General features: G+C 67.9%; 20 protein-coding genes and 1 tRNA gene. 10 read left to right on the top strand and 11 right to left on the bottom strand.

Translation table 11 applies throughout. The features are described from left to right. Nucleotides 1–12: 12 nt before the first annotated feature. Both DLJ53_RS08765 and DLJ53_RS08760 read right to left on the bottom strand, forming a co-directional pair. Nucleotides 13–990 (bottom strand): TRAP transporter substrate-binding protein, encoded by a 978-nt coding sequence (locus DLJ53_RS08765; RefSeq protein ID WP_111344390.1) that lies wholly within the window; start codon nucleotides 988–990, stop codon nucleotides 13–15. Beyond that, complete coding sequence (locus DLJ53_RS08760) at nucleotides 987–1,736, bottom strand: GntR family transcriptional regulator (protein WP_111344388.1); 750 nt, start codon at nucleotides 1,734–1,736, stop codon at nucleotides 987–989. The genes DLJ53_RS08765 and DLJ53_RS08760 overlap by 4 nt, the downstream gene beginning before the upstream one ends. Before the next feature lie 103 nt (nucleotides 1,737–1,839). Between DLJ53_RS08760 and uxuA the strand changes: the two genes are divergently transcribed. Next, nucleotides 1,840–3,048: a mannonate dehydratase gene (gene uxuA, locus DLJ53_RS08755; RefSeq protein WP_111344386.1), complete on the top strand. Its 1,209-nt coding sequence runs from the start codon at nucleotides 1,840–1,842 to the stop codon at nucleotides 3,046–3,048. After that, a complete protein-coding gene (locus DLJ53_RS08750) occupies nucleotides 3,045–4,514 on the top strand; it encodes a mannitol dehydrogenase family protein (RefSeq protein ID WP_111344384.1) in 1,470 nt (489 codons plus the stop codon). Before uxuA ends, DLJ53_RS08750 begins: the two co-directional genes overlap by 4 nt. Before the next feature lie 43 nt (nucleotides 4,515–4,557). Here the strand turns inward: DLJ53_RS08750 and recQ are convergent, their stop codons facing one another. After that, nucleotides 4,558–6,417 carry a DNA helicase RecQ gene (gene recQ, locus DLJ53_RS08745; RefSeq protein ID WP_111344382.1) on the bottom strand — a complete coding sequence of 620 codons (1,860 nt, stop codon included), beginning with the start codon at nucleotides 6,415–6,417 and terminating at the stop codon, nucleotides 4,558–4,560. Between the two features lie 253 nt (nucleotides 6,418–6,670). Next, complete coding sequence (locus DLJ53_RS08740) at nucleotides 6,671–7,738, bottom strand: 2'-deoxycytidine 5'-triphosphate deaminase (protein WP_111344380.1); 1,068 nt, start codon at nucleotides 7,736–7,738, stop codon at nucleotides 6,671–6,673. Between the two features lie 195 nt (nucleotides 7,739–7,933). On the opposite strand from DLJ53_RS08740, the gene DLJ53_RS08735 reads away from it, so the two are divergent. From DLJ53_RS08735 to DLJ53_RS08705, 7 genes are all read left to right on the top strand, one after another. Further along, complete coding sequence (locus DLJ53_RS08735) at nucleotides 7,934–9,328, top strand: ABC1 kinase family protein (RefSeq protein ID WP_111344378.1); 1,395 nt, start codon at nucleotides 7,934–7,936, stop codon at nucleotides 9,326–9,328. 129 nt (nucleotides 9,329–9,457) lie between these two features. Further along, nucleotides 9,458–9,534, top strand: a tRNA-Met gene (locus DLJ53_RS08730). 500 nt (nucleotides 9,535–10,034) lie between these two features. Then, on the top strand, nucleotides 10,035–11,663 hold the full coding sequence (locus DLJ53_RS08725) for an L-lactate permease (RefSeq protein ID WP_111344376.1): 1,629 nt from the start codon (nucleotides 10,035–10,037) through the stop codon (nucleotides 11,661–11,663). A 24-nt stretch (nucleotides 11,664–11,687) separates the two neighbouring features. After that, the gene (locus DLJ53_RS08720; protein ID WP_202913076.1) at nucleotides 11,688–12,872 is read left to right on the top strand and encodes a cation:proton antiporter; all 1,185 of its coding nucleotides are present in this window, start codon (nucleotides 11,688–11,690) and stop codon (nucleotides 12,870–12,872) included. Nucleotides 12,873–12,974: 102 nt separating this feature from the next. Then, on the top strand, nucleotides 12,975–14,672 hold the full coding sequence (gene otsB, locus DLJ53_RS08715) for a trehalose-phosphatase (protein WP_244935047.1): 1,698 nt from the start codon (nucleotides 12,975–12,977) through the stop codon (nucleotides 14,670–14,672). Continuing rightward, nucleotides 14,669–17,125 (top strand): glycoside hydrolase family 65 protein, encoded by a 2,457-nt coding sequence (locus tag DLJ53_RS08710; protein WP_111344372.1) that lies wholly within the window; start codon nucleotides 14,669–14,671, stop codon nucleotides 17,123–17,125. The genes otsB and DLJ53_RS08710 overlap by 4 nt, the downstream gene beginning before the upstream one ends. A 75-nt stretch (nucleotides 17,126–17,200) precedes the next feature. Beyond that, complete coding sequence (locus DLJ53_RS08705; RefSeq protein WP_111344370.1) at nucleotides 17,201–17,683, top strand: DUF305 domain-containing protein; 483 nt, start codon at nucleotides 17,201–17,203, stop codon at nucleotides 17,681–17,683. A 115-nt stretch (nucleotides 17,684–17,798) separates the two neighbouring features. On the opposite strand, the gene DLJ53_RS08700 is transcribed toward DLJ53_RS08705, so the two are convergent. The 7 genes from DLJ53_RS08700 to petA form a co-directional block, all read right to left on the bottom strand. Beyond that, nucleotides 17,799–18,110, bottom strand: a complete 312-nt coding sequence (locus DLJ53_RS08700; RefSeq protein ID WP_342353588.1) for a c-type cytochrome — start codon at nucleotides 18,108–18,110, stop codon at nucleotides 17,799–17,801. Between the two features lie 230 nt (nucleotides 18,111–18,340). Further along, complete coding sequence (locus DLJ53_RS08695; protein WP_111344368.1) at nucleotides 18,341–19,417, bottom strand: beta-propeller fold lactonase family protein; 1,077 nt, start codon at nucleotides 19,415–19,417, stop codon at nucleotides 18,341–18,343. Nucleotides 19,418–19,459: 42 nt separating this feature from the next. Continuing rightward, entirely contained in the window at nucleotides 19,460–21,823 is a 2,364-nt protein-coding gene (locus DLJ53_RS08690; RefSeq protein WP_111344366.1) for a heavy metal translocating P-type ATPase, read from the bottom strand. Nucleotides 21,824–21,926: 103 nt separating this feature from the next. Further along, nucleotides 21,927–22,262, bottom strand: a complete 336-nt coding sequence (locus tag DLJ53_RS08685; protein ID WP_162409019.1) for an SHOCT domain-containing protein — start codon at nucleotides 22,260–22,262, stop codon at nucleotides 21,927–21,929. Between the two features lie 251 nt (nucleotides 22,263–22,513). Next, nucleotides 22,514–22,852, bottom strand: a complete 339-nt coding sequence (locus DLJ53_RS08680) for a DUF5676 family membrane protein (RefSeq protein WP_202913075.1) — start codon at nucleotides 22,850–22,852, stop codon at nucleotides 22,514–22,516. Next, nucleotides 22,845–23,195, bottom strand: a complete 351-nt coding sequence (locus DLJ53_RS08675; RefSeq protein ID WP_111344362.1) for a YHS domain-containing protein — start codon at nucleotides 23,193–23,195, stop codon at nucleotides 22,845–22,847. The genes DLJ53_RS08680 and DLJ53_RS08675 overlap by 8 nt, the downstream gene beginning before the upstream one ends. 162 nt (nucleotides 23,196–23,357) lie before the next feature. After that, nucleotides 23,358–23,921: a ubiquinol-cytochrome c reductase iron-sulfur subunit gene (petA, locus tag DLJ53_RS08670; RefSeq protein WP_111344360.1), complete on the bottom strand. Its 564-nt coding sequence runs from the start codon at nucleotides 23,919–23,921 to the stop codon at nucleotides 23,358–23,360. A 437-nt stretch (nucleotides 23,922–24,358) separates the two neighbouring features. Here petA and DLJ53_RS08665 point away from each other — a divergent pair, with 437 nt between their 5' ends. Next, on the top strand, nucleotides 24,359–25,159 hold the full coding sequence (locus DLJ53_RS08665; protein WP_111344358.1) for a PRC-barrel domain-containing protein: 801 nt from the start codon (nucleotides 24,359–24,361) through the stop codon (nucleotides 25,157–25,159). Nucleotides 25,160–25,443: the final 284 nt, after the last annotated feature.

The following is a 25,443-nucleotide window of genomic DNA, read 5'->3' as shown; positions in this document are numbered from 1 at the left end:
CGGAGCGGAGCCTTACTGGCCGAACAGCTCTTCGACGATCGGCTTGATGTCGTCGTTGACGTTGGCGAGCACGGCGTCCTTGGCGGCGGCCTGGAAGGCCGGGCCGTCGACCTCGACGAAGGTCATGCCGTTGTCTTCCAGGTACTTGCGGTCGGCGGCGAGGGACTCCTCGAACAGGCCGCGCTCATACTCCTGCGCCCGCTTGGCCGCTTCCATCACCGCTGCCTGGTCCTCCTCGGACAGCTGGCTCCAGGTCAGCTCGGAGATGGTGAGGTAGATCCAGGAGCGGACGTGATCGGTCATGTTCACGTACTTCTGGACTTCGTTGAAGCTCGCCGAGCGGATGAGGGCGAGGGGGTTCTCCTGCGCCTCGATGGTGCCGTTCTGGAGCGAGGTGAAGACCTCCGAGAACGCCATCGGGCCGGGCTGCGCGCCGAGCGCGGACCACACGTCGACGAAGAGCGGCACGTTGGGAACGCGCATCTTCAGGCCGTTGAGGTCGGCGGGCGTCTTGATCGGGCGGTTCGAGGTCAGCTCGCGCGGGCCGCGGGCGAAGTAGGCGATCGGGCGGATCTGCGCCTTCTCGACGATCTGCGCCTTGATCTTCTCGCCAATCTCGCCGCCGGCCACTTCGTCCATGTTCTCGATGGAGGTGTAGGCGTAGGGGACGGCGAGGAGGGCGGCCATCGGCGCCCAGTTCTGCAGGCTCTCACCGGTGATCGTCATGTCGACGGTGCCGAGCTGCATGCCGTTGATGAGGTCGATCTCCTTGCCGAGCGACTCGTTCGGGAAGACCTCGACGGTGATGCGCCCGTCGGTCAGGCTGGAGAGCTCCTCGGCGAACTTGAGCGAGGCCTTGTGCCAGGGGTTGTCCTCATTGGCGAGGTGGCCGAGCTTCAGCGTCTTCTCCTGCGCCATGGCGGGCGCGGCGATGATGCTGGCCGCCACGAGGGCCGCGGCGAGGCCTTTCAGTCTCATGCTGAGGGTCATGTGTTTCCTCCTCCGGTAAATGGTGCGTTGAGCGGTTCGGGGAGCTCCCCGTCCGGGACGCCGTCGAACAGCTCCGGGTGGCTGCCGACGATCACGGGCAGGTCCCGGAGCACTTCGCGCAGATGGACGCGGATCGCGCCTTCCGCGCCGGGCACGTCGCCGGCCTCGATCCGGTCGACGACGGCGATGTGCTGTGTGAGCAGGCGGTTCAGCGGAAACTGGCCGAGCGCTAGGTAGCGCACCCGGTCCATCTGCGCCTTGAGGCCCTGGATGACGCGCCAGGCGCCGCCCTTGCCCGCGCCTTCCGCGAGCGTCCTGTGGAACGCTTCGTCCAGATGGATGAAGTTCGCCGGCCGCGTGGAGGCGACGTCGCGCTGCAGCTCGATCTGCCGCCGCAGCTCGCGCACCAGCGCCGGGTCAGCGCGTGCGGCGAGAAGGCGCACGATGTCGGATTCCACCGCCTCGCGCAGGAAGCGGGCGTCGTGGACGGCGGTGAAGGCGATCTTGGTGACGATCGAGCCGCGCTGCGGGCGGATCGCCATGAGGCCCTCCTCGGCGAGCTTGATGAAGGCTTCGCGCACAGGCTGGCGGCTGATGTTGTAGCTGAGGGCGATTTCGGTCTCGGAGATCTTATGGCCGGGCGTGAGGTCTCCCAGGATCACCCGCTCGCGCAGGATCCTGTGGATCTGCGGGGCGATCGGCTGGGCCGGGTCCAGCGACCACTGCGGTTGAACGTCAGCGAACATCGCCTCTCCTCAAGACGGAGCCGCGTTACCATACTTCCATACTAGTCGGCAACGCGGCAAAATGCTGATAAGAGACCTCGGGTGCCGAAAGGGGAACTTCACGATGAAGCAGACATGGCGTTGGTTCGGACCGCGCGACCGCGTGTCGATCGACGACGTACTTCAGGCCGGCGTGGAAGGTGTCGTCTCGGCGCTGCACCACGTTCCGACCGGAGCGGTCTGGACCCCCGAGGAGATCGCCCGACGCCAGCGCGAGCTCGCCACGATGGCCGACGGTGCGCCGTCAGGGCTCGGCTGGGACGTGGTGGAGAGCCTGCCCGTCTCCGAGGACATCAAGAAGCAGCAGGGCGACTGGCGGGCGCACTTCGACGCCTACCGCGAGTCGCTGCGCAACCTCGCCGCGGCGGGGATCGAGGTCATCTGCTACAACTTCATGCCGGTCCTCGACTGGACGCGCACCGACCTCGCGTGGCGTCTGCCGACCGGCGCCACCTGCATGCGCTTCGATCTGGTCGACTTCGCCGCCTTCGACCTTCACATCCTGAAGCGCCCCGGCGCGGCGGACGACTATGACGACGCGCTGAAGGCCGACGCCGCCGGACGCTTCGCCGCGATGAGCGACGAGGCGCGGGAGGAGTTGACCGGCAACGTCGTCTTCGGCCTGCCGGGCGCTGCCGAGAAGATGTCGCTGGAGGATGTGCGCGGCCACCTCGCCGAGTACGCCACCATGAGCGAGGAGACGCTGCGCGCCCACCTCGTCGACTTCCTGTCCGAGGTGGTGCCGACGGCGGAGGAGCTCGGCCTGCGCCTCTGCTGCCATCCCGACGATCCGCCGTTCCCGCTCCTCGGCCTGCCGCGGATCATGTCCACGGAAGCGCACTACAAGGCGGTGATGGACACGGTGCCGAGCCCGGCCAGCGGGATCACGCTGTGCTCCGGCTCCCTTGGCGCACGGCCGGACAACGACCTGCCGGGAATGATGGAGCGCCTCGGCGACAGGGTGCATTTCCTGCATCTTCGCAACGTCAAGCGCGAGACGTCCGCGCTGCGCGGTTCCTTCTACGAGGCCGAGCACCTCGGCGGCGACACCGACATGGTCGCCCTCGTCGAGGCGGTGCTGAAGGAGGAGGCGCGGCGCAGGCGGGCAGGGCGCGCGGACTGGTCGATCCCCTTCCGCCCCGACCACGGCCAGGACATCCTCGACGACCTCGGCCGCCGCGCGCAGCCGGGCTACCCGTCGATCGGCCGCCTCAAGGGCCTTGCCGAGCTGCGCGGCGTCATGCGGGCGCTGGAGCCCCGGATCCCGGCATGAGCCCCCGCCTCGCCACGACGGACGGCCTTCCGGAGACGGTCGCCCGGCCCCGCTACGACCGCGACACGCATGGTGTCGGTATCGTCCATCTCGGCCTCGGCGCGTTCCACAAGGCGCATCAGGCCGTCGCGACGGACGATGCGCTGGCTGCGGCCGGCGGTGACTGGCGCATCGCCGGCGTCAGCCTGCGCAGCGCCGCGCCGTCCGAGGAGCTGACGCCGCAGAACGGCCTCTACACCCTGATCGAGCGGGGGCGGGACGGCACACGCGCCCGGGTCGTCGGCGCCATCGCCCGCGCGTTGGCGCTCCGGACCGACCGGCAGGCGGTGCTCGACGCCCTCTGCGCGCCGGAGACCCGCATCGTCAGCCTCACCGTGACGGAAAAGGGCTACGGCGTAGACCGCGCGAGCGGTGGGGTGGACCTCGCCCATCCGGCGATCCAGTCGGACCTCGCGGCGCCGGATGCGCCGCAGGGTGTCGCGGGGCTCCTGGTATGGGCGCTCGGCCGGCGCCGCGCCGCCGGTGTGGCGCCGTTCACGGTGCTGTGCTGCGACAACCTTCCCGAGAACGGCCACGTCCTGCGCGGGCTCCTCCTCGACTTCGCCGCCCGCGCCGCGCCCGACCTGAAGGACTTCATCGCCAGCGAGGTGGCGTTCCCGTCCACCATGGTCGACCGCATCACCCCGGCAAGGGGGGCCGAGACGCTGGCCCTCGCCGAGGATCTTACCGGCCGCCGCGACGAGGCCGCCGTCGAGACCGAGACGTTCACCCAATGGGTGATCGAGGACCGCTTCCCCACCGGCCGGCCGGCGTGGGAGGCGAGCGGGGCGATCTTCGTCACCGACGTGCGCCCGTACGAGGACATGAAGCTCAGGATGCTGAACGGCGCGCATTCGATGCTCGCCTACTCGGGCTTCCTCGCCGGTCACGCCCATGTGCGCGACGTGATGCGGGACGAGGCGCTCGTTGCCCTCATCCGCCGCCATCTCTCGGCCGCTGCGGCGACGCTGGCACCGGTGCCGGGCGTCGGCCTCGCCGGCTATGCCGAGGACCTCATCGAGCGTTTCGCCAACCCGCACCTCGCGCATCAGACCTACCAGATCGCGATGGACGGCTCGCAGAAGATGCCGCAACGCATCTTCGCGCCGGCCGTCGAGGCGATGCGGCGGGGCCAGTCGCTTGAGCCCTTCGCCTTCGCCGCGGCCGCGTGGCTCCGCTACACGCTCGGCCGCGCCGAGGACGGCGCCGCCTACGACCTGCGCGACCCACGCGCCGCGGCCCTCGCGACCGACCGCGCCGACGCCGAGGGGATCGTGCGCCACGTCGAGGCTATCCCGGGCCTCATCCCGCCCGAGCTGACCGCCGACGCGGCGTGGCACGGGATGGTCGTCGCCAAGCTCTCGCGGATCCTGCAGGACGGGATCCGCGCGGTGCTTGTGGACGAGGCGGGCTCGGCGCGGAGCTGAACCCGATGCGTGCCGACCGGTCGCGTCGATCGCGGCGGGTCGGTCAGCTCGCCGGGGTGGCGGCGCGGATGACCTCCAGGAAGGCCGGGCCGTAGTCGCGCAGCTTGCGCTCGCCGACGCCGTGGATGCCGCGGAGCTGGTCCGAGGTCTGCGGGAACTTCGCCGCCATCTCCATCAGCGTGCGGTCCGAGAAGATCACGTAGGCCGGCACGTCCCGCTCGGACGCGAGCTGGCGGCGCAGGCCCTTCAGCTCGCCCAGCAGCGCCTCGTCGTAGTCGGTCGGCAGGTCGCGCGACGCCGCGGCGGAGCTGTCCTTGCGCTTGTCCTTCAGGGACATCGTGTCCTTGCGCAGGGAGACGCTCTCCTCGCCCTTCAGGACGCGCCAGCCGGCGCCGGAGATCTTCCAGGCCTGGTAGTCGTTCGGATCCGGCGCGGCGAGGCCGATCCCCTCGAGCTGGCGGAAGACGGACCGCCAGGTCTTGCGCGACTGGTCGGCGCCGACGCCGAAGGTCTTGAGGCTGTCGTGGCCGTGCCGCTCGACCTTCTCCGACCGCTCGCCCCGCAGGACCGAGATGAGGTGGTCCATGCCGAACCGTTCCTGCGTGCGCACCACGGCCGACAGCGCCTTCTGCGCCAGGATCGTCGCGTCGAAGGTCTCGACCGTCCCGTGGCACATGTCGCAGTTGCCGCACGGGGCGGACTCTTCGCCGAAGTAGGCGAGGAGCTGCTGGCGGCGGCAGGCCGGGGCCTCGAAGAGGCGCACCAGGGCGTTGAGCTTCTGCCGCTCGACCTCGAGGACTTCCTCGGGCGCCTCCGACTCCTCGATCCACTGGCGGAACTGGCGGACCTCGCCGAAGCCGTAGAGGGCGTGGGCGGCGGCCGGCAGCCCGTCGCGCCCGGCGCGGCCGATCTCCTGATAGTAGGACTCGATGTTCTTCGGCAGCTGCATGTGGAAGACGAACCGCACGTCCGGCTTGTCGACACCCATGCCGAACGCCACCGTCGCCACCACGATCACCCCGTCCTCGCGCACGAAGACGTCCTGGTTGTGGTCACGCTCCTCCCGCGTCAGGCCGGCGTGGTAGGGGACCGCGTTGTACCCCTTCGCGGCGAGGAAGGCGGCCGTCTCGTCCACCTTCTTGCGCGACTGGCAGTAGACGACGCCGGCCTCGCCGGGATGCGCCTTGAGGAACGAGATCAGCTGCGCCCGCCCGTCGTCGCGCTGGCTCATGGCGAGCGAGATGTTGGGCCGGTCGAACGAGCGGATGAAGGTCCGGCAGCCGCCTTCGAAGAGCCGCTCGGCGATGTCCTCGCGCGTCAGCCTGTCGGCGGTGGCGGTGAAGGCGACGGTCTGCCTGATGCCGAGGTCGCGGCGGATGGCGCCGATCTGCCGGTATTCCGGGCGGAAGTCGTGCCCCCACTGGGAGACGCAGTGCGCCTCGTCGACCGCGATCATGGCGATCGGCGCCTCGCGCAGCCGCTCCAGCGTCTCGGCGTGGGCGAGCCGCTCGGGCGAGATGTAGAGCAGCTTGAGGTCGCCGCGGATCGCCCGCTGGATTGTCGCGCGGTTGCGCTCCCAGTCGTTCGACGAGTTCAGCGCCTCGGCGGCGATGCCCTGCGACTGCATCGCCAGCACCTGGTCGCGCATCAGCGCGATCAGCGGCGAGACGACGATGGTGACGCCGGGCTTCATCAGCGCCGGGAGCTGGTAGCAGAGGCTCTTGCCGCCACCGGTGGGCATCACCGCGAGGACGTCCTCGCCCGCCAGAACCGCGTCGACGATCTCCCGCTGGCTGGGGCGGAAGTCGGAGAAACCGAACACGTCGTGCAGGATCTCGTCGGCCGAGCGCGCCTCGTGTCGGGTCGCGGTCCCGGGTTCGTCGAAGAGGGACGCTTCGCTCATCTGGTCCTCGTCCGCGCGCGAGCTGCCGTGACCACAACTCTAGATTACAAAGGTTCGCCGCGCCAGCGCGCGGCCACGCGACCATAACCGCCGGCCGCCGGCGGGGCCATCCCGCCGGCCGGGGCGCCGCGCACGGACGGCAGAGTCCACAGAAAATCGCGCGGCTGGCGATAGATCGCGGGTGCGTGACGTCACAGTATGGACCGGCGGTGCGGTCGCCGCCTCACCGGTGAGCACCTGTCGCGACCGGACGCTAGCTGCGGAAATGCTTCGAGAGCTTCAGCGTCTGGCCCTGGTAGTTGGACTTCAGGTCGTCGCCGTAGAGACGATCGGGCATCTCGGCCATGCGCTCGTAGGCGAGGCGGGCGACCACCTGGCCGTGCTCCAGGATGAACGGCACCTCGCGCGAGCGGACCTCGAGCACGGCGCGCGCGGCCTGCCCCGGTCCATGACCGAAGCCGGGGTCGAAGAAGCCGGCGTAGTGGACGCGGAACTCGCCGACCAGCGGGTCGAACGGGACCATCTCGGCCGCGTAGCCGGGCGGGATCGAAATCGCCTCCCGGCTCATGAGGATGTAGAACTCGTTCGGGTCCAGGATCAGCCGGCCGTCGGTCGCCTCGATCGGGTCCCAGAAGTCGTGCATCGCCTGGGCGTCGCGCTTGTCGACGTCGATCACCGAGGTGTGCCGCTTGGCGCGGTAGCCGACGGGCCCGTCGCGCGGCGTCAGGTCGATGGTGACGTTGAGCCCGTCCTTGATGATCGCATCCGGCGCGGCGATGGGCGTCTCGCGGTGGAGCGCGGCGAGCTCGGTGTCGGTGAGACGCGCGTCGCCTTCACGGAATCGGATCTGGCTGAGGCGCGAGCCCGCGCGGACCAGCACCGGGAAGGTGCGCGGGCTGATCTCCAGCGCCAGCGCACCGGTGTAGCCGGCGGGGGCGAAGTCGAAGCCGCCGGCGCCGTCGGCGATGACGCGGGTGAAGACGTCGAGCCGCCCGGTGGAGCTCTTCGGGTTGGTCGAGGCGGAGAGGTGAGGGGGGAGCGTCAGCCGCTCCATCAGCGGCACGAGGTAGACGCACCCCGTCTCCAGCACCGCGCCCTGCGTCAGGTCGATGGTGTGGAGGACGACGCGGGCGACCTTGTCCGCCATCGCCTCTCCGGCCGCGGGGAGGAAGCTCGCGCGGATCCGATGCGCCTTGGTGCCGAGCCTGAGGTCGAGGCTCGCCGGCTGGAGCTGGTCGGCCATGATCGGCTCGCTCGCGGCGAGCGCCCCCTCGTCGATCAGCTGCGCGATCGCCTGTCGCGGCAAGATGCCTTCGGCCATAGACCCTCCGTCCTGACCTGCCATAGCAGCGCCCCGGACCGCATGCACGCGGGCAGGCGGCGTTTTCGCCCGCGGAATGCTAATGCGTGGCCGCAGTCAACAGCATTGTGGGCCGGGCGGCCGCCGATCGTCGCATCGAGGGTCGCCCGCCGGCCCGCTCCCTATATGCTGGGCGAGCACGATTGGGGGACTTCGATGGCGGGCGATCGCGAGCGCAACACATTTGCCGGCCGCGCGGGGCGGTACGCGCGGGTCGGCGGCAACATGTCCGGCGTCGCGGCGAAGATGGTGGCCTCGCGCCTCTTCGGCACCGAGATGGAGCACGACAAGACCGCCCAGGAGCTCGCCCGCGCCCTCGGCAACCTCAAGGGGCCGCTGATGAAGGTGGCCCAGCTCCTGTCGACCATCCCCGACGCGCTGCCGCCGGAGTACGCCGCCGAGCTGCAGACCCTGCAATCGGACGCCCCGCCGATGGGCTACCCGTTCGTGAAGCGCCGCATGGCCGCCGAGCTCGGCGCCAACTGGCTCTCCCGGTTCGACCGGTTCGACAAGGCGCCGGCCGCGGCCGCCTCGCTCGGCCAGGTCCACCGCGCCCGCACCCTCTCGGGCGAGGAGGTCGCCTGCAAGCTGCAGTACCCGAACATGGATTCGGCCATCGAGGCGGACCTCAAGCAGCTCGGCTTCATCTTCGGCCTGCACCGGCGCATGCGCCCCGGCATCGACACCACCGAGATCGCCAAGGAGATCGCCGACCGGCTGCGCGAAGAGCTGAACTACACGCTCGAAGCCGGCCACGCGAAGCTCTACGGGCGCATCTTCGAGGGCGACGGCACGATCCGCGTGCCCACCGTCCACGAGGACCTCTCGACGCGGCGGCTGCTGACGATGGGCTGGCTCGACGGCGCCCGCCTCCTCAACTACCGCGAGGCCCCGCTCGAGGAGCGCAACACCATCGCCGCCGCGCTGTTCCGCGCCTATTGGGCGCCGTTCGCCTCCGTCGGCGTCATCCACGGCGACCCGCACCTCGGCAACTACACCGTCTTCGAGGAGGACGGCGCGCCGCGCGGCATCAACCTCCTCGACTACGGCTGCATCCGGATCTTCCCCGTCAGCTTCGTCGGCGGCGTCATCGACCTCTACGAGGGACTGCGCACCGGAGACGACGACCGCGTCGTCCACGCCTACGAGACGTGGGGCTTCAAGGGCCTGCACCGCGAGCTGATCGACGTCCTGAACATCTGGGCCCGCTTCATCTACGGTCCGATCCTCGACGACCGCACCCGTTCGCTGGCCGATGGGACGAAGCCCGGCGAGTACGGCCGGCGCGAGGCCTTCCGCGTGCACCAGGCGCTGAAGGAAAAAGGGCCGGTGACGGTGCCGCGCGAGTTCGTGTTCATGGACCGGGCGGCGGTCGGGCTGGGCGCCGTGCTCCTCCACCTCCAGGCCGAGCTGAACTTCTTCCAGATCTTCCGGACCCAGCTCGAGGGGTTTTCCACAGAGCGCGTCGCGGCGCGTCAGGCCGAAGCCCTGCAGTTTGCCGGGCTTTCCGCGCCGGATGGGCATGCGCCGATGCCTACCGTTTCGGCATAGGAGGTATGTGCCGCCCATTTTTTGTGACGCTACGGTGTCACCCCCCTTTATCTTCGGCGAAGAGGTTGCTAGATGAGGGTCGTCGCCGCGACGGAGCCGCTCACCGGTTCCCTCAGTCGCCGACACTGGCGCGGGGTGGAGCAGCCCGGTAGCTCGTCAGGCTCATAACCTGAAGGTCGCAGGTTCAAATCCTGCCCCCGCAACCAAAGATTACGCCGTCAAGTCAGTGACTTGGCGGCGTTTTTCGTGCCCTGCTCAGGTCTCCAAGAACGCGCGCCGGAATCACATCGGAATCATCCGGCCGGAAACTCTAGCGAAGTACTGGCGGCGGAAAAGGCAACGTAAAGCGCTCATGCGGGCGCGCGGCCGGGCCTCAGCGCTCGATCGGCGCCGGCGAGCCGTAGCGCCCCGATGACGTAATTCCGCGATCTCTCCGTCGGATGTTCGACGCTATGGCGTCGCGAGAATCTCGGTGGCGTGAAAGAATGGTCGCCCGCTGTCCCAGGGACAGGTTGTCGGCGGTCTGGTGGCGAGCGTCGAGATAAGCGACCACTCGGGCCTCCGGCACTGTAAGAGGGCGTACCGCTCGGGCGTCTGTCTCATTCAGCACCAGTCGTTCATCGCGGGACGTAGCTCGTGGTGGAAGGCGCCCGAAGCGCCAGAATGCCGTGTCCGTCTGTCCGTCCTGCACTGATTGCGATTTCCGATGCTGCTTGCCGCCCTGACACCGTTGCTTGCCGTCTTCGGGCTCCTGGTGATCCTGCGGCTGCCGGCGGCCACGGCCATGCCAATGAGCCTGGTGCTCACGGCCGGCGTGAGCATCACCGTCTGGAAGGTTCCGGTCCGGCAGGTGCTTGCGGCATCGATCGAGGGCGTCGCCATCGCGGCGTCGATCCTGTGGATCGTGTTCGGCGCCATCCTCCTCTTGAAGGTTCTGACCGAAAGCGGCGCGATGGCGGCGATCCGCAGCGGGTTCACGCGCATCACGCCGGATCCGCGGGCGCAGGTCATTCTGATCGCCTGGCTGTTCGGCGCCTTCCTCGAAGGCGCGGCCGGCTTCGGGACACCGGCGGCGATCACCGCGCCCCTCTTGGTGGCGCTGGGCTTCACGCCGATGGCGGCCGTCGTCCTCGCCCTGATCGCGGACAGCAGCCCCGTCTCCTTCGGCGCCATCGGCACGCCGGTCGTGGTCGGTCTCGCCCAGGGCCTGCAGGAGGGCAGCGACCTCGCGCCGGCCGTGGTCGCTGCACTCGGCGACGTGCCCGCGGCCGACTTCCTTCAGGGCGCCGCCGTGCAAGCGGTCATGATCGACCTGTTCGTCGGAACGACGATACCGCTGATCATGGTCGTCGTGCTCACCCGCTTCTTCGACCCCGGGCGGAACTGGCGGGACGGTTTGCGCGCCTGGCGCTTCGCTCTGTTCGCCGGCCTCGCCTTCACCGTGCCGGCCCTGGGTGTCGCGGTTCTGCTCGGGCCCGAATTCCCCTCGCTGATCGGCGCCCTCGTCGGTTTGGCGCTGGTGACCCCGGTGGCGCGCAAGGGATGGCTGCTGCCCCGGGACGGCCTGTCACAGGGCAAGGGCGAACAGGTGAGCGGCCCGCCGGTCCCTGCGGCAATGCCGCTTGCCCGCGCCTGGACGCCATATCTGCTGCTGGCGGCGCTGCTGGTGGCGACGCGCCTGGACGTCCTGCCGCTGAAGGGATGGCTGCAGGCGGTCACGATATCCGCCACGGGCATCCTGGGAACCGACATCGGCGTCTCCGTCGCGCCGCTCTATCTTCCCGGAGCCGGCTTCGTCGCCGTCGCCTTGGCCGCGATCGTGTTCTTCCGGATGGGTGCCGGCCAAGCGGGCAGCGCCCTGCGCGACGCCGGCCGCGTCCTCATCGGCAGCGCCTTGGCGCTGGGCGCGGCCGTGCCCATGGTGCGCGTCTTCATCCAGTCGGGGGTGAGCGACGCGGGCCTTGCCAGCATGCCGATGGAGCTCGCGATCGTCGCCGCCGATTCCGTCGGCGGCGCCTGGCCGCTGGTGGCCCCCCTGGTCGGCGCCATGGGCGCCTTTCTGTCGGGCAGCGCCACCTTCAGCAACATGATGTTCGCGTTGCTCCAGTTCAGCGCCGCCGACAGGGCTGGACTCTCGGAGACGACGGTGCTGGCCGCACAGATGCTCGGGGCGAACGCGGGCAACATGGTGTCGGTGGTCAATGTCGTCGCCGCGGCCGCCGTCGTCGGCTTGCTCCGCCAGGAGGGCGCCATCATCCGTTTCACGCTCCTGCCGATGCTTTATTACACCACCGCGGCCGGGCTGCTGGCGCTTGCATTCGTGGCGGCCTCGTAAGCCATGGAGCATGCTCTTCATCTCTTGCTTCTGCTGGTCGTCACGCGGCTGTTCGGCGAACTGTCCGAACGGCTGGGCCAGCCTGCCTCGATGGGCGAGATCGTCGCCGGCGTGGCGATCGCGCTCGTCGCCGCCGCATCGCTGCCGATCCCCCTTCTCGCGAGCCTGGCAGAAAGCCCGTTCCTCGAGGTCGCCGCCGAGTTCGGCATCTTCTTCCTGCTGCTGCTTGCCGGCATCGAGATGCGCCCGCGGGAGATCGCCGAGCATTCGGGCGGTTCCCTCGCGGTCGCTCTCGGCGGCGTGCTCGTTCCGCTCGGCGCCGGGTTCGCACTGGCCTGGTCTGTTCTACCGGAGACGCCGCTGAAGTTCGCGCAGGCGCTTCTGGTCGGTGTGGCGCTGTCGATCTCGGCGGTCCCCGTGGCAGTGAGCATCTTCAGGGAGCTTGGATACCTCCACACCCGCGTCGGTCGGACAGTGGTGGCGGCGGCGATCTTCGACGACGTGATCGGTTTGATTCTGCTCGCCGTGGTGCTGGGGGTGATCGAGACGGGCGCCAGTCCGGATCTGGCCGCAATGCTGGCGCTGCTCGGGAGGGCCGGCTTGTTTTTCGTGATTGCCGTGGCCGTGGGCCTGTTCCTCTATCCACGCCTTTCGCGGGCGGTCTCCCGCATGCGCATCCCGGCGCCGCACTTCAGCACGCTCATGGCTCTGGCGCTCGGTTTTGCCGTATTGGCGGAGGCTCTGGGCATGGACTTCATCCTGGGCCCGTTCATGGCCGGTCTGTTCTTCGATCCGGAGACCGTCGGGGCCAAAATCTACGACGGCATCAAGCGGAGCGTCGGAGATCTCACGGATGGATTGCTGGCGCCGCTCTTCTTCGCCTCGATCGGCGTTCGGGTCGAACTCGGCGCCGTAACCGCGGTTCCGGGTTTCCTGCTCGCGCTCGTAGGCGTGGCATTTCTGGGCAAGTTGCTTGGCGCAGGACTGCCGGCACGGCTCGCTGGACTGTCGTCGCGAGAGTCGCTCGCGGTCGGCATCGGCATGAGCGGGCGCGGCGCGGTCGAGCTGATCATTGCCAGCATCGCACTCGAAGCCGGCTTGTTCGATCAGCCCGATCCCATCGTCGCCAACCTCTTCTCCGCTCTCGTGATCATGGCCGTGGTGACGACGCTGATGATGCCGTTCGGGTTGCGACGCGTTCTGCGGTGATCGACCCGGCGGTTGCAAGGGCGCCGCGTCGGTGCTCGATCTCCAGTACATATGAAGGCCCCGGCGTTTTCGCCGTGTAATGTACAGGCGGCGGAGCCGTCTGTGAGCGTGTGGCCGCTCGCTCGAAACGCCGGACTGCAGGAAGGCGAAAGGGACGTGATCCAGATCGGCGGCGGCAGCGCGAGGCAGGCCGAACACGCAACGGACGAAGGAAGACCGATGAGCCATGCCGATCGCCAGGAGCGCACCATCGACGCCGTTATCTTCGACCTGGACGGCGTGGTGACGCGGACCGCGCGTCTGCACGCTGCGGCCTGGAAGCGGCTGTTCGACGATTATCTCGCGCAGCGCGCGGCGCAGCGGGGCGACGAGCCGTTCCAGCCCTTCGACGCGGATGAGGACTATCGGCGCTTCGTCGACGGCAAGCCGCGCTACGAGGGGGTGCGGAGCTTTCTCGAATCCCGCGGCATCGCGCTGCCCTGGGGCGACCCCGCCGATCCGCCCGAGGCAAAGACGGTCTGCGGCCTCGGCAATGCCAAGAACGCGCTGTTCCAGCAGCTGCTGGCAAGCGGCGGCGTCGAGGTGTTCGAGAGCTCGGTGGCCTTCATCCGCGCCCTGAAGGAGAACGGCATAAAGGTGGCGCTCGTCTCCTCCAGCAAGAATACCGCGGCGGTGCTCGCCTCTGCGGGACTTGGGAACCTGCTCGAGGTCCGGGTGGACGGGGTGGAGGCGGCGCGCCTCGGCCTTGAAGGCAAGCCGCACCCCGACACCTTCCTCGAGGCGGCGCGGCGCCTGGGCGTCGAGCCGGCGCGGGCAGCGGTTGTGGAGGACGCGATCGCCGGCGTCGCGGCCGGCCGGGCCGGCAATTTCGGCCTGGTGATCGGCGTCGTCCGGTCGGGCGACGGCACCGAGTTTCGAGCCGGCGGCGCCGATATCGTCGTCAGCGATCTGAAGGAACTCAACGACGGGGCGGCGCTGTGGGCGAGGCCCCGCATGGACGCCGCCGCCCTCCCGAACGCGCTGGACCGCGCCGCCGAGTTCCGGGCGCGTCTTGCCAGAAAACGACCAGCCGTCTTCCTCGACTATGACGGCACGCTGACGCCGATCGTCGATCGGCCCGAGCTGGCGGTGCTCTCCGAAGACATGCGTGCGGTGGTCCGGGGTCTCGCCGAGCGCTGCCCGGTCGCCATCGTCAGCGGCCGCGACCGTGCCGATGTCGAACGGCTGGTCGCGCTCGACGGTCTCGTCTATGCCGGCAGCCACGGCTTCGACATCGCGGGCCCCGGCGGCCTGCGCAAGGAGCACGAGCGCGCCGCCGCGTTTCTGCCGGCGCTCGACCGGGCCGAAGAGCGGCTGCGGCGGGAGGTCGCCGGTATCGACGGCGCGCTGGTCGAGCGCAAGAAGTTCGCCATCGCCGTCCATTACAGGCTGGTGGCCGACGATCAGGTCGCACGCGTCGAGAGTGCCGTGGAGGCGGTCGCCGCCGAGATCACCGACCTCCGCCGCACCGCCGCCAAGAAGGTGTTCGCCCTGCGACCGCGCGTCGACTGGGACAAGGGTCGGGCCGTGCTCTGGCTGCTGACGGCGCTGGGGCTCGACCGGGAAAATGTCCTGCCCCTTTATCTCGGCGATGACGACACCGACGAGGACGCGTTCGCGGCGCTGAACGGCCGCGGCCTCGGCATCTTGGTGACCGAGGCGGAGCATCCCACTGCGGCCGACTACGTGCTGGCGAATACGGAGGAGGTCGGCCGGTTCCTGGGCGAACTCGTCGCCATTCTGGGAGACCCCACGCGATGACGGACTGGACGCTTTCCTATGAGGGGTTCGAGCCGGCCCAAGAGGGGCTGCGCGAGGCGCTGTGCACGCTCGGCAACGGCTATTTCGCCGCCCGCGGCGCCGCCGAGGAAGCCGAGGCCGACGATACGCATTATCCCGGGACCTACCTCGCCGGCGGCTATAATCGCCTCGCCACCGAGGTCGCCGGGAGGGTTATCGAGAACGAGGACCTGGTCAACCTGCCGAACTGGCTGCCGCTCACCTTCCGGCCGGAGGGCGGCGACTGGCTCAACCTGTTGGCGGTCGAGGTCCTGTCCTACCGCCAGGAGCTGGACCTGAAGCAGGGGGTACTGAAGCGCGCGATGCGCCTGCGCGACCGGACGGGGCGGGAGACGACGCTGGAGAGCCGGCGCCTCGTGCATATGGGCGCGCCGCATCTGGCGGCCATCGAATGGACGTTCACGCCCGAGAACTGGTCGGGGCGGGTCGAGGTCCTCTCCGCCCTGGACGGACGGGTGATCAACGCCGGGGTGCCGCGCTACCGCCAGCTCAACGGCAAGCACCTCGTCCCCCTGGCTTCGCGAGAGATCGGCGAGGACGGCGTCCTCCTTCTCGCCGAGACCAGCCAGTCGCATATCCGTATCGCCGAGGCCGCCCGCACCCAGGTGTTCCAGGACGGCGAGGGGCTGGCTGTAGAACGCCGTTTCGTCACGGAGGAGGGCTATGTCGCCCATGCCCTCTCTTTCCCGGTTGCCGAAGGCACTCCGGTCACGATCGAGAAGGTCGTCGCGCTGCACACCTCCCGCGACCGGGCGATCTCCAGCCCGGCGTTGGCGGCAGAGGAGACGCTGCGCGAGGCGGGACGCTTCGGGACGCTCCTGGAGGATCACGCGCGCGCCTGGTCGCATCTGTGGCGGCGCTGCGACCTCACCCTGGAGGGCCGGCATCGGACGCAGATGATCCTGCGACTGCACGTCTTCCACCTGCTCCAGACCGTCTCGCCGCACAGCGTCGACCTCGATGTCGGCGTGCCGGCGCGCGGCCTGCACGGCGAGGCCTATCGCGGGCACATCTTCTGGGACGAGCTGTTCATTTTCCCGTTCCTCAACCTGCGCATCCCCGAGATCACCCGCGCGCTTCTGCGCTACCGCCACCGGAGGCTGCCGGCGGCGCGGCGGCTGGCGCGCGAGGCCGGCTATCGCGGCGCGATGTATCCCTGGCAGAGCGGCAGCGACGGGCGCGAGGAGACGCAAGTGCTCCACCTCAACCCGAAATCCGGTCGCTGGCTGCCCGACAACACCCACCTGCAGCGGCACGTCAATGCCGCCATCGCCTACAATGTCTGGCGCCATTACGAGGCGACGGGCGATGCCGAGTACCTGTCGGTCTACGGCGCCGAGATGCTGGTCGAGATCGCCCGCTTCTGGGCCAGTATCGCCAGCTTCAACGCCGAGCGCGGCCGCTACGAGATCCGCGGCGTGATGGGACCGGACGAGTTCCATGACCGCTACCCCTGGGCAGAGAAGCCCGGCCTCGACAACAACGCCTACACCAACGTGATGGCGGTCTGGGTGCTGCTCCGCGCGCTCGATGCGCGCATGCTTCTCGACTCGGAGCGGCGGATCGAACTCGACGAGAGGCTCGGACTTGGCGCCGATGAGGTCGCCGGCTGGGACGAGATCAGCCGCAAGATGTTCGTGCCGTTCCATGACGGCGTCATCAGTCAGTTCGAGGGCTATGAGCGGCTCGAGGAGTTCGACTGGGAGGACTATCGCGCAAAGTACGGCGACATCCATCGGCTCGACCGGCTGCTCGAGGCCGAGGGCGACACGGTCAACCGCTACAAGGCCTCCAAACAGGCCGACGCCCTGATGCTGTTCTACCTGTTTTCGGCCGAAGAACTGGGCGACCTGTTCGCCCGGCTCGGATACCCGTTCGAGGGAGAGCTGATCCCGCGCACGGTCGACTACTACCTGCGACGCACGTCGAACGGCTCGACGCTGAGCGGCATCGTCCATTCCTGGGTGCTGGCGCGCTCCGACCGAGCCGGGTCCTGGACGCAGCTCGGGGCCGCGCTGGAGAGCGACATCGCCGACGTGCAGGGTGGGACGACGCCAGAAGGCATCCATCTCGGCGCCATGGCCGGCACCGTCGACCTCGTCCAGCGCGGCCAGACCGGACTCGAGATCCGCGACGATATGCTCCGCCTCAATCCCTGCCTGCCGGAGGAGCTGCGCGGCTTGCGCTTTCGTATCCGCCATCGCGGCCACTGGCTCGACATCGACATCGGCTGCGAGCGTCTGACCATCTCAGCCCCGGACGGTTGGGACGGGCCGGAGCGCATCGTCATCCGCGACGAGACCTATGCCTTCCACGCAGGCGAGCGCCTGGAAGTCCCCTGCCACCTCGAAGACGGCGGTTGGCGACCGGCCCCGCGCGCCGGCGACATGAACGGAGGGGCCGAAGGCGGTTGATGTTTCAGTCCGTCCAGTGCGGCGCCGATCACGTTATCGCAAATCACGCATCATCACAAACCAAGAGGTGTTTAAATGTCAAACTACATTCGTCTTTCCTTGATGATCGGCACATCCGTCATTCTGATGTTTGGAATAACATATTTGGAGAGTTTCCAGATCATTGATCATGCGTATTTTAGTGAAACACGCGTGTTCGTGGCATTGCTGATGGGCACCACGATGGTCGTGGTCATGATGACCTACATGCTCGGGATGTATCCCAGCAAGACTGCTAACATCTCAATATTTTTTGGCGCAGTTCTTGTCTTCGCAGGATTGCTTTATCTGCTTCGCAGCCAGATCACGGTCGATGATGTCGACTATATGGAGGCGATGATCCCGCATCATTCGATCGCCATCTTGACAAGCGAACGGGCCCAGATCACCGATCCGCGGGTTCGCAAGCTGGCTGACGAGATCATCAAGGCGCAACGGCTCGAAATCGCCGAGATGAAGGCGTTGATCGCCGATCTCGAGGGCGGTCCCCCGGCCACACCGGAAATCGACGGCAACTAAACCGGAATTGAGCGGTAGCCGGCTGGGGCTGAACGGCAATTGTGGCGCCAACCGCACGACACGAACGGGCCGCTTGGCTGGGAATCGAGATGCCCGACCGCAAGCGGCGTGCTCCTCACATGCGATGCGGCCGGTATGCGATCCCATTGGCCAGTTGCAGCTCGCGTACATAGCGAACGATCGAAGCTATGTCCTCACCGCTTACCTGCGGCTGCGCCGGCATGTTGCCAAAGGGCCAGTGGTGCTGCGGCACGCCTCGTCTTGCGGCGGCGAGAAATGCGGCATCCCCGTGGTGGCCGGGGTTGTAGATGTCATGGACCAGGGGCGGCCCTTTGTCGGTTCCGGCGGCGTTGCGGCCGTGACACAGCGCACAGTTGGCGTCGAACGCCGTCTTGCCTGCGATGGCGATGGGCGAAAGCTTCGGCACGGTAACCTCGATTGTCGTGTCGGGTGACGGAGGCGCGAGGACTTTCCAACCGACGAAGGCCACCCCGGCGGCGAGAGCGCCCACAACCAGGACTGCCGACAGACTGGGGCGACGCCTGCTTCCGGGACCGGTGCGCTTATGTTTTCCTGTCACGGCTCACTTCTTCCGGCAACAGATGGTCTGGCACAACCCCGCATCCGCACCGCCTCTTTGAGAGGAACAGCGCGGGATCATCCGCCTGCGCCCTGGACCATTTGATGGCCCTTGCCGCCGATCGGGATCTCTCCGAGAATTTCGAGATTCCGCTGGTCCATCACCCAGATCTTGGGCTGATCAGCGCTGGAGACGTAGAGCTTGCCCGTCCCGGACACTACGGCCAAGTGATAGGGGGCCGGAGCCAGGGAAGCGCTGCGATCGCCACCGGTACCGAGATCGACGGCGACCACCTTGTCGTCGCCGAGGGCGGCGACAAAGAGCGTTCGGCCGTCGTCGGACAGATCGATCCCGTGGAGCGTCGAGCCAATCGGAATCGTCTTCACGACCTTCCGGTCGCCGACGTCAAGGACGGAGATCGTGCCGTCCTCCACGTTGTTGACGTAGAGAGTGGCGCCGTCGTCGGCCAATACGACATGCTCGGGGCTGCTGCCGACCACGGCGTTCGACCGGACGATCCACCGCGTCGTGTCGACCTCGCTGACCGTGTCGTTGCCGGCATTGCTGACGAAGAGCCTGTCACCGTTGGGGCCAAAGGTCGCGTAATTGGGCAGCGGTCCGGTCGCGACGGTAGCGACCAGCTCATAAGATTCCAGGTCGATGGCGCTGATTGCACCGTCATTGGGGTGGGTGACGACGGCGAACCGGCCGTCGGGGCTGACCGCAACGTGATGGACGGCACCGGGCACGTCGATGCGCCGGACCACGGACCCGTCAGCGGTCTGGATCACCGAGACAGTGCTGACGCCCGCGTCGGCTTTCGCATTGGCAGGCGCGGCGCCGTGGTGCGCAGCGTGCTCGTCTTCGGAGACGCCCGCCGGCTTCGCCACCGCTTCGCCGTCCCGCGCGCGCGTCTCGAAGCTGCCGGCGATCAGGAACCGACCGTCAGGCGTTCCGGCGAGACCGTGAACGGCGGCGAGACCGCTTATCGTGTCGACGATCTCGTTCTTCGCGGCATCGATGGCGACGATTTTGTTCTCGCCACCGAGAGGTACATAGACGAGGGGCTCGGCCATGGCGGCTTGCGCTCCCAGCACCAGCGGCATCAGCAGCCCCGTCCACGCGGTCGTCCGAAGGATTGATATGGCTTTCATGGCTTTAGGTTCTCCATTTCGAGAGAGAATCGGTGACCTTCCCTAGATCTTGACCGAACGCAGGCGCAGCGCGTTGCCGACAACGGACACGGACGACAGGCTCATCGCCGCGGCCGCAAAGATCGGCGAGATCAGGATGCCGAAGAACGGGAACAGCACGCCCGCCGCCACCGGCACGCCAGCGGCGTTGTAGACCAGGGCAAAGAACAGGTTCTGCTTGATGTTGCGCATGGTCGCGCGCGCAAGCCGCCGCGCCCGGACGATGCCGTTTAGGTCGCCCTTCACCAAAGTGAATCCGGCGCTCTCGATCGCCACGTCGGCGCCGGTGCCCATGGCGATCCCGACATCGGCCTGCGCGAGCGCGGGCGCGTCGTTTACGCCGTCGCCCGCCATGGCGACCTTGCGGCCCTCGGCCTGCATCTCCTCGATTATGCGTGCCTTGTCTTCGGGCAGCACGTCGGCGCGGATCTCGTCGATGCCGAGGCGCACCGCCACCGCCTTGGCTGTGCGCGCGTTGTCGCCGGTCGCCATGACGATGCGGAAGCCTTGTTCATGCAGCGCCTTCAGCGCAGCCGGGGTCGTCTCCTTGACCGGATCGGCGACCGACACGAGGCCGGCGATTTCCGAGCCGACGATGACGAACATCACCGTCTCGCCCTCGTCGCGCCGGGCATTCGCGGACTCCGAGAGCTCGCCGCCGTCGACGCCGAGGTCGGCGAGCAGCTTCGCGTTGCCGAGCGCCACCGGCTTGCCGTTGACGACGCCCTTCACCCCCTTGCCAGTGACCGCCTCGAATTCCTCGGCCTTGGCCAGGGAGATCCCGCGCTCCTCGGCTCCCGTGACGATCGCCTCGGCGAGCGGGTGCTCCGAGCCCCGTTCCAGGCTTGCCGCCAGGCGCAGCACCTCATCCTCGTCATACCCGCTTTCCGGAAGGACGGCGACGAGCTTCGGCTTGCCAACCGTCAGGGTGCCGGTCTTGTCGACGATCAGCGTATCGACCTTGGCGAAGCGCTCCAGCGCCTCGGCGTTCTTGATCAGCACGCCGGCCTGCGCGCCCCGGCCGGTCGCCGTCATGATCGACATCGGCGTGGCCAGGCCCAGCGCGCAGGGGCAGGCGATGATCAGGACTGCCACCGCCGATACCAGCGCGTAGGCGAGCGCCGGCGCCGGCCCCCAGGTCGCCCAGACGACGAAGGCGACGATCGCGATCGCGATCACGGCCGGCACGAACATGCCGGCCACTGAGTCGGCGAGCTTCTGGATCGGCGCGCGCGAGCGTTGCGCATTCGCCACCATCTCGACGATCTGGCTGAGCATGGTGTCGGCGCCGACGCGTTCGGCCTCGATGACCAGGCTACCGGTGCCGTTGATCGTGGCGCCGGTCACCTTCTCGCCCTCGACCTTCTCGACCGGCACCGGCTCGCCGGAGATCATCGATTCGTCAACCGAGGAGCGACCCTCTATGACGACGCCGTCGACCGGGACCTTGTCGCCCGGGCGCACGCGCAGCCGGTCGCCGACCTCGACCTCCTCGAGCGGGATCTCTTCCTCCCGCCCGTCCTCCCGGATCACGCGGGCGGTCTTCGCGGCGAGGTCCAGCAGTGCCCGGATCGCCGAGCCGGTGCGCTCGCGCGCGCGCAGCTCCATCACCTGGCCGAGCAGGACCAGGACAACGATCACCGCGCCGGCCTCGAAATAGACGCCGACATGGCCTTCGGCGTCGCGAAAGCCGGCGGGAAAGATGCCTGGCGCGAGCACGGCGACCACACTGAAGAGATAGGCCGCGCCGACGCCCATGCCGATCAGCGTGAACATGTTGAGGCTGCGGTTGATCACGGACTTGACGCCGCGCACGAAGAACGGCCAGCCGGCCCACAGGATGACCGGTGTGCCCAGGATGAGCTCGATCCAGAGCGTCGTGCGCTCGCCGAGGACGTCGCGGACGACGCCGAGCCCAACGAAGGGACCCATCGTCAGCACCAGAAGAGGCAAGGTGAGCACGGCGCCGACCCAGAACCGCCGCGTGAAATCGACGAGCTCGGGGTTTGGTCCCTCGTCGGCGGCGGGGATCCCCATCGGCTCCAGCGCCATCCCGCAGATCGGGCAGTCGCCCGGCCCGTCGCGCACGATCTCAGGATGCATCGGGCAGGTGTACTTCGTGCCCGGCGGGACGCTTTCGACCGGCGCGCTCGCCGGCTCCAGGTATCTCGCCGGATCGGCCGCGAACTTGTCGTGGCACCTCTGCGAGCAGAAATGGTAGGTCTCGCCCTCATACTGCCGGGTCGGCTTGCCTGCGTTCAACTTAACCGTCATTCCGCAAACCGGATCTTTTGCGGTTCCACTTGCGACAAGGTCGGGCACATCGCGGTGATGGTGGCTGTGATCATGATACTGGGGCTTATTCATCGCCTCGTCCCGGTTTATCGGCTGTGTTGACTTTGAAGTGCAGCGGCTGCGGGGAGCTGAAATAGCGCTTGGTCGGCTTTCGTTTCACGGCGAAGCGGCACTCTCAATCAGACAACAGGCGCCTGCGCTTCTCGAACTCCTCCTGATCGATCTCGCCGCGGGCGAAACGCTCTTGAAGGATATCGAGCGGCCGCCTGACTGAAGGCGATCCGGCGCCGTGGGACGTCCCGCCACCCAGCCACCGGACCGCGAGCAGGATCACCAGAATCAACCCGCCCCAGAAAAGGATCATCATGAGGGAGCCGAAAAACATGTGTCCCCATCCCCAGTCCCAGCCGGAATGCCAATAGGTCGGCCGATCGGCCGCGGCCTGTGCCAGCGCCGGCAGCGGCGCCCAGGCTGCCGCCGCTGCCGGCCCAACCGCTTTGAGTCGTTTCATCCTCAAACCCTCCATCGCGCGACCGTGACGGGCACGTTCCGATCTTGGAAACGAGTTCATCTGCTCAGACGCGCCGGACTTGGACGCATTACAGTGCTGCGCTCTCTCGAGTCTGAAGCGTCAGCCTCATGCAGCCGCGGCGGCGGCCGCGGGGCCGTTTCGCCGATCATGATGAGGCTGACGGTGACCGTCGAAGCCGGCTGAGCCCGCTGTTCACGCAGCCATGGAGAGAGGCGCTTTCGCTGGCGAGGTCATGCCCGCTCTCTTCGGCCGCTGCGCGCGGCGAAGAAGTTGTAGAGTGGGCCGAAGACCAGGGCCACGTACCAGCCGTAGGCGAAACTCTCGGCCAGCCCGAGAAGGAAGCTCGGCCAGCTGAGCCAGGTGAAGCCCGGCAGCAGCCGCAGCCAACTCTCATACATCGCCTTCCCGGGGAACAGGAGGTCGAACCCGACGCAGAGGACGAAAGTGACCGCGAGGAACAGACCCAGGCTCATGCCGAGCGCGATCACCGGGATCCGGGGCGTGGCCTGGACTGGCAGGGGCGTACCCGAGCGCAGCGCGATGCTCGGAGAAGTTTTTGCATCAGCCATGGCTATTCTCCAGCCGCAGTTGCGGCCCTTGAGCCGCCGGCCCGACGTACTGCTCGGGTGCGGCTTCGAATATCTCCCGGCAGTCGCGTGAGCAGAAGTAGTAGACGCTGCCCGCATGGACGCTCGGCTTCGCCGCAGCGGTGCTGACGGTCTTGCCGCAGACGGGATCCACGTCCTCGGCTGGAGGAATCCACCGCAAGGTCCCGGCTTCCCGGCGCTGCGGGTCTCCACCGTCCCGCTCGGCCTTGCCGTGGCCGTGTCCCATGACATGGGCACCGCAACCGAAGCGCAGCATCACGAAGATGACCGCCGCCCAGATCAGAAAATAGAGAAGCTCGCTCATGAAACTACATCCGACATTCTCGGCTTCCTCGGAGGATCGAGAACGGGTGGCGACGCCGTACTCACTTTTGACCCTGCAGCCCGTATAGACGGTGCGATACGGCGATCGTTACAGTCGGCCGCGTGTGTCCGTTCGAATTGGGCGGGCTTCCAGTCCGCCGCGCTAACCGATCCGGACGGCGGTATCGGTGACGAACTCATAGGGCGGGACTTCCAGATTGAGCGGGGCCGGGCCGCGACGGACGCGCCCCGCGGTATCGTAATGGGAGCCGTGACAGGGGCAGAACCAGCCATCCCAGTTTCCGACCGGGTCGCCGTGCCGCTGGCCGAGCGGAACGCATCCGAGATGCGTGCAGATCCCGACGACGATCAGCCACTCCTCCCGCACCACGCGGTCGCCGTCGGTCTGGGGGTCGATCAACTCATTCAGATCGACTGCGCGGGCCTCGGCGATTCGCTCCGGTGGTCGGTGATCGATGAACACCGGCTTGCCGCGCCATTTTACGGTCACGCGCTGGCCGGGTTCGATCGGTGCCAGGTCGACCTCGACGGAGGACACGGCGAGGACGTCGGCAGCGGGATTCATGCTGTCGATGAACGGCCACAGGGCAGCGGCGCTTCCGACCGCGGCCACGGCGCCCGTGGCCAGGTACAGGAAATCGCGGCGGGTGCCGGCGCCGTCCGCCGACCCGTCGTAATAGCGGCTGGAAGCGACAGTCTCGGCCATTGCCCTTCCTCCTGTCGGTGCCATGGTGGCGGCCGACCTCACGGATAAAGACGCGGCTCGAAGCACCTTCTTACGGCGGGTCCTCCCACCGCCCCGGAGCCGCGCGTCGACCCGCCGGAACCAAGGAACCGCGTCGGCAATGCGTGCGTGGGTGGGAAGGACGCAAGCCCCAGCTGTAATGCGTCGACCTCGGCGACGTCAGTTAGAGACGGTGAAGGCAATCTGGCCTGTCCGGAGAAACCGGCATGCGCTGAAGTGCATGCGGCAACGGGCTCGGCAGGCTTTCCGTGCCGGAAACCGTCGGAGGCCGTCGCCCGGCATCACTCCGGCTCTTCGGGTGGATATCCGAGGGGAAACGTCCCGGCGGATCCACGACGAAGTCATCAGAGGAGCATCGGCGATCCTCGCCTCGCCGATTTGAATGGAGGAAAGACACCATGCATACGTCTCGACTTGTCGCTTTAGCCTTCGTCGCCGCCGCCGGCGCTCCGCTGGCGGTCCGTGCGGCCGATGTGGAGAGCCTGCCGGATGGAGCCTCTCAACAGGGGCAGGTGGCGCAGCAATGTCTGGCAGACCTGCGGGCGTTCGAGGATGAGCTTGCAGGTGTCGGGTTCGGCGTCTTGGCGCCAACCGGATACGGCACAGGGTACGGCAGCTACGGTATGGGCTATGGCATGTCCGGAACGCCGCGGCAGAAGATGCAGTCGCTCCGCGACGCCGCCTATGTCTATGCCTTCGACGGCGACGAGCAATCCTGCCAGACAGTGCTCGCGTCAATGCGCCAGGTCTATCAGGAGCACCAGAAGCTGGTCGGCCCCGAGAGCGACGACCCGGATGCGCGGAGGACTTGGCGTCGCGCGCACCTGGCGCAGGCGACCCCCGTCACGGAGATGGACAGCCTGATGCGCGCGGATATCGTCATCGGCGCCGACATCCGCACGCCCCAGGACCAGGAGCTGGGGGAGATCGAAGACGTCGTCTTGGATCCGGCTCGGCAGACGATCGCCTACGTCCTGGCCTCGCGTGGCGGCTTCCTCGGTTTGGGTGGAGAGCTTGTCGCCGTTCGCTGGTCCGATCTTCGCGCCACGACAGACCATGAGATCTATGTGCTCGATGCGTCCCCTGAAGCGTTCGCAGCAGCGCCGAAGGTCGAACGGGGGAGCTTCGATCAGACGTCGGGCGACAACTGGCGCAGCAATCTGGATCAGTACTGGGCTGGTGTCGTTGGGAAGCGGTGAGGCGACGCCGCTCTGGGGCAGGCGGCGACCACCACCTATCAGGCAGGAGCGATCTCGCGCTCCAGTTCGGGATCGCCTCCAGGATGTCGCGATTCGAATAGCGCAGGATCGCCGTCGCGCTTCCTGCCCCTTCACTACGGTGGGAGGGGCCGCCCTTCTCGGCCGTCCCGGTCGCGCGGGCCGTTCCTTAGGCTGAACGGCTGCATTCTGCCGATGACGTCCGCCGTCGGGTAAGTTTCCTTCCCGTCGAGGCGGCAGCGAATCTGATCGATGCCGGCCCGGTC

The organism is Acuticoccus sediminis (genome assembly GCF_003258595.1).
Classification (GTDB): domain Bacteria; phylum Pseudomonadota; class Alphaproteobacteria; order Rhizobiales; family Amorphaceae; genus Acuticoccus; species Acuticoccus sediminis.
Note: the sequence above shows the minus strand (reverse complement) of the source record. Positions and strands in the feature narration are given on the sequence as shown.